The organism is Streptosporangium fragile (assembly GCF_039534445.1).
Taxonomy (GTDB): Bacteria; Actinomycetota; Actinomycetes; order Streptosporangiales; family Streptosporangiaceae; genus Streptosporangium; species Streptosporangium fragile.
In genome coordinates this window covers 1-2,809 of sequence record NZ_BAAAVI010000156.1, presented here as the reverse complement: position 1 = coordinate 2,809, position 2,809 = coordinate 1, and the positions used below count along the sequence as shown (strand labels likewise).

The following is a 2,809-nucleotide window of genomic DNA, read 5'->3' as shown; positions in this document are numbered from 1 at the left end:
ACGACTCCATCAGACCCGTGCTCTGATCAGCCATTACCGACGACGCGGCGACCCATTCCCAGCGGAGCTACGAATGTAGTACGGCACACTGGGACTTGAGTTGGAATCCGGGACTCGCGGATGAGGAGGCACGACGAATTGGTTACATGAATAACGGAAGGCAAGCGCCTAAGGGTTACTGGAATGCCAGTAAAGATGCGCGAGAGGTATATATGCTGTTGTATAGCATTCACCTAAGCGAAAAGGATCTAGATGATCTATGGAAGTTTGTCCTCAAGATATTCGATAGTAAAAGTGCTGCCAACGATGGGAGTGAGACTGAAAAGAGTGGCATGTTGGCGGCAGGTAATCCGCCTAAATCCGCCAAGAGCGATGACAGTTGGGCGGACAAAAGGGAAATTGAAGACTGCCTTAAAGAGCTTGGAGCACTTATATGCCAAGAAATCCAGTCCATAAGATCTACAGTTAACGACTTCGTCAACGAGAGGACGAAGGAGAAGAGTCATGCAAGGAATGTTCTCCGGCATTTCGTTGGAATAGTGATGATATGCAAGCGATTTGATTGTGGGGTGGCTAAAAAAATTGCCGATATTCACGAAAGATACGTAGAAAAAGATAAAGCTGAAGATAGCAGGGTTGACAAGATGGTCAATGATATGGCGATGCGCTATTACGAGAAGAATAAGGAGTGGATCGATCGGACGGTTAGTGAAGGCGCCCTTTATAGAATCTTTAGGGCTGGAATGTCCGAGGTGTGCGGTATTATCCTTAGTCCGCCAAAGCGAATTTCGTGCAAAAATGTCAACCCTGACCCATATGGTCAATTTAAGGGTGTGAAATTGTAGCCTACTTGTGACCGTAAAGATTCTTTGGTGGAATCCCAGATTAAGGCAAGTGGGAATCCTTGCTTGCGGCAATAATCATACGATGGCGCGGGTAAAAATGAGGGGCTTAAATGCTCTTATGTCTAATGGCGCTAACCGGATTTTCGTGCTGGCTTAATGCGAGTGCTAAGCAAACGTGATGCCAGCGTCCTGTGTCAGAAATTTATCGGCAATGTCTAGGGAGGGATCGAGGATCTCTTCTGCGGCCTTCTTCCACACGAACGGCCGGGAATTGTCGTTCCGCTGGATGAATCCAGTCCCGGACGCCCTTCTCCAGAAACTAGATGCTTTTGTGGGCGCCCCACCTGATCAGCTGATCGGCCAGGAAGTCGAATTACCGCTCGACCTGATTGATCCGGGACGAGCAGGTCGGAATGAAGTGCATGTGGAGCCACGGATGCCGCCTCAGCCACGTCTTGATCACGGGCCCTTTGTGCGTGCCGTAGTTATCGCAGATCAGGAGGACACTTCGTTGCGCCGAGCGCTCCAGCGTTGCTCGCTCCTCATCGGAAAGCATCATCGGAGTCTTCAGTCGTGCCGTCCGCGCCATACAACCACTCCAGACTTAGTGGCGAATTTCTGGCGCAGGACACTAGTGTAACCCACATTTGATTATAAGTTATTTCTATTACTGCTAGGATCTATGTATGAGAACTCGCCTTACTGAAGTGGTGGCCCTTATCTTGCTAGCTGGGGCGGTCTTGGTTCTGGTGGCCTTCGGCCAGGGTTGGCTCATCATGGCTTCCAGTGGCGGATGCTCTAGCGATGATGAGAAGCTAATTCCTGCACTGAAAGAACAAAAAATCCTTGCTGTTCATCCGGGAAATGTCACAGCAGTGGGAGATCCCTACTCTGGATGCGATCGAGATGATGAATATGTATACGCAGGAATCTCGTACACATTTTCTGGCCCCTTTTCTGATATGCTATCATTCTATAGTGTTTTGGCCTCAAGAGATGGATGGCGGCCCGTCAATGAAAGTGGTGAAGCATCTTCTGGTGTGAGCAAAGAAAGCACTTGCTTTCGGAAGCAAATACGCGGCGCCACTGCATACCTAAATTTGCAACCTTCTGACAACCAAGAGAATGGTCCGGGATTTAGTCTAACCATTTCTGCTAGTCATGGGGGGTTTCCTTCCGATGGTGGTGTTGCGTGTTAAATAAGGTGATCTCAGCGACTTTCATTTCAGGTAGCTGTGTTCGAAATGGGTGAGAATGAGCGCGGCTTTGACGATGTCGCTGATTCTGCTGGGGCTGGCGGTGATGCGCTGGAGGGTGCGCCGGCGTTGTGTGAGCAGGGCGGAGCCTCGTTCTCCCGGGCAGCGCAGGGCGCGCAAGAGCACGTTGCGGGTGCGGGTGTCGAGGGGCTGGCTGTCGGAGGGTTGTCTGACCGGGGTGAGAATGCCGATCCCGGCGCCGTCGTAGCCGGAATCGGCCAGGGTGGGAAGCCCGTCGGCCGCGGCCTTCATAGCGCCCCCAGGACGTGTGCGCGGGCGGCGGTCAGATCGTGCACCGGCCCGGGTTCGACGCCGGAGACCCACAGCGGCAGGCCGCAGGGCGCGGACAGGGCCTGGATGTTACCGCCGTGGTGGCGGGCCTTTCCGGAGTACCACAGGTCGATGGGCTCGCCTTTGACGCTGATGGTCTTCTCGGCGCGGCGGTCGGTGGCGATGACCGTGCCGTCCAGGATCAGGTGGGTGAGACCCTCATCGACGGCGCGCCGCAAGGCCTGGTGCAGGTCGGGCGCCTGATCGGCCAGGACGCCGATGACCTCGTCGGTGTAGCGGTAGGCGGTCGCGCGGGAGATGCCGTGGTCGCGGCCGAGGGCGACTCGGTCGGTGCGGTCACGAAACCAGCGCAACCCCATCACGGGCCCTGCCCCCGAGGTGTGGACACCTTGAATACCGGATGATGGAAATCCGGAG

Annotated in this window: 5 protein-coding genes; 2 read left to right on the top strand and 3 right to left on the bottom strand. The window is 54.4% G+C overall.

The annotated features are described in order from the left end of the window. Positions 1-212 precede the first annotated feature (212 nt). Positions 213-845, top strand: a complete 633-nt coding sequence (locus ABD841_RS40360; RefSeq protein ID WP_344982347.1) for a hypothetical protein — start codon at positions 213-215, stop codon at positions 843-845. Between the two features lie 373 nt (positions 846-1,218). Here ABD841_RS40360 and ABD841_RS40355 read toward each other — a convergent pair whose 3' ends face one another. Beyond that, entirely contained in the window at positions 1,219-1,401 is a 183-nt protein-coding gene (locus tag ABD841_RS40355; RefSeq protein ID WP_344982349.1) for a transposase, read from the bottom strand. Positions 1,402-1,531: 130 nt separating this feature from the next. Between ABD841_RS40355 and ABD841_RS40350 the strand changes: the two genes are divergently transcribed. Next, positions 1,532-2,044 (top strand): hypothetical protein, encoded by a 513-nt coding sequence (locus tag ABD841_RS40350; protein WP_344982345.1) that lies wholly within the window; start codon positions 1,532-1,534, stop codon positions 2,042-2,044. 21 nt (positions 2,045-2,065) lie between these two features. Here the strand turns inward: ABD841_RS40350 and ABD841_RS40345 are convergent, their stop codons facing one another. Both ABD841_RS40345 and ABD841_RS40340 read right to left on the bottom strand, forming a co-directional pair. Next, on the bottom strand, positions 2,066-2,353 hold the full coding sequence (locus ABD841_RS40345; protein ID WP_344982343.1) for a transposase family protein: 288 nt from the start codon (positions 2,351-2,353) through the stop codon (positions 2,066-2,068). Continuing rightward, positions 2,350-2,745: a transposase family protein gene (locus ABD841_RS40340; RefSeq protein WP_344982342.1), complete on the bottom strand. Its 396-nt coding sequence runs from the start codon at positions 2,743-2,745 to the stop codon at positions 2,350-2,352. Before ABD841_RS40340 ends, ABD841_RS40345 begins: the two co-directional genes overlap by 4 nt. Between the last annotated feature and the right edge of the window lie 64 nt (positions 2,746-2,809).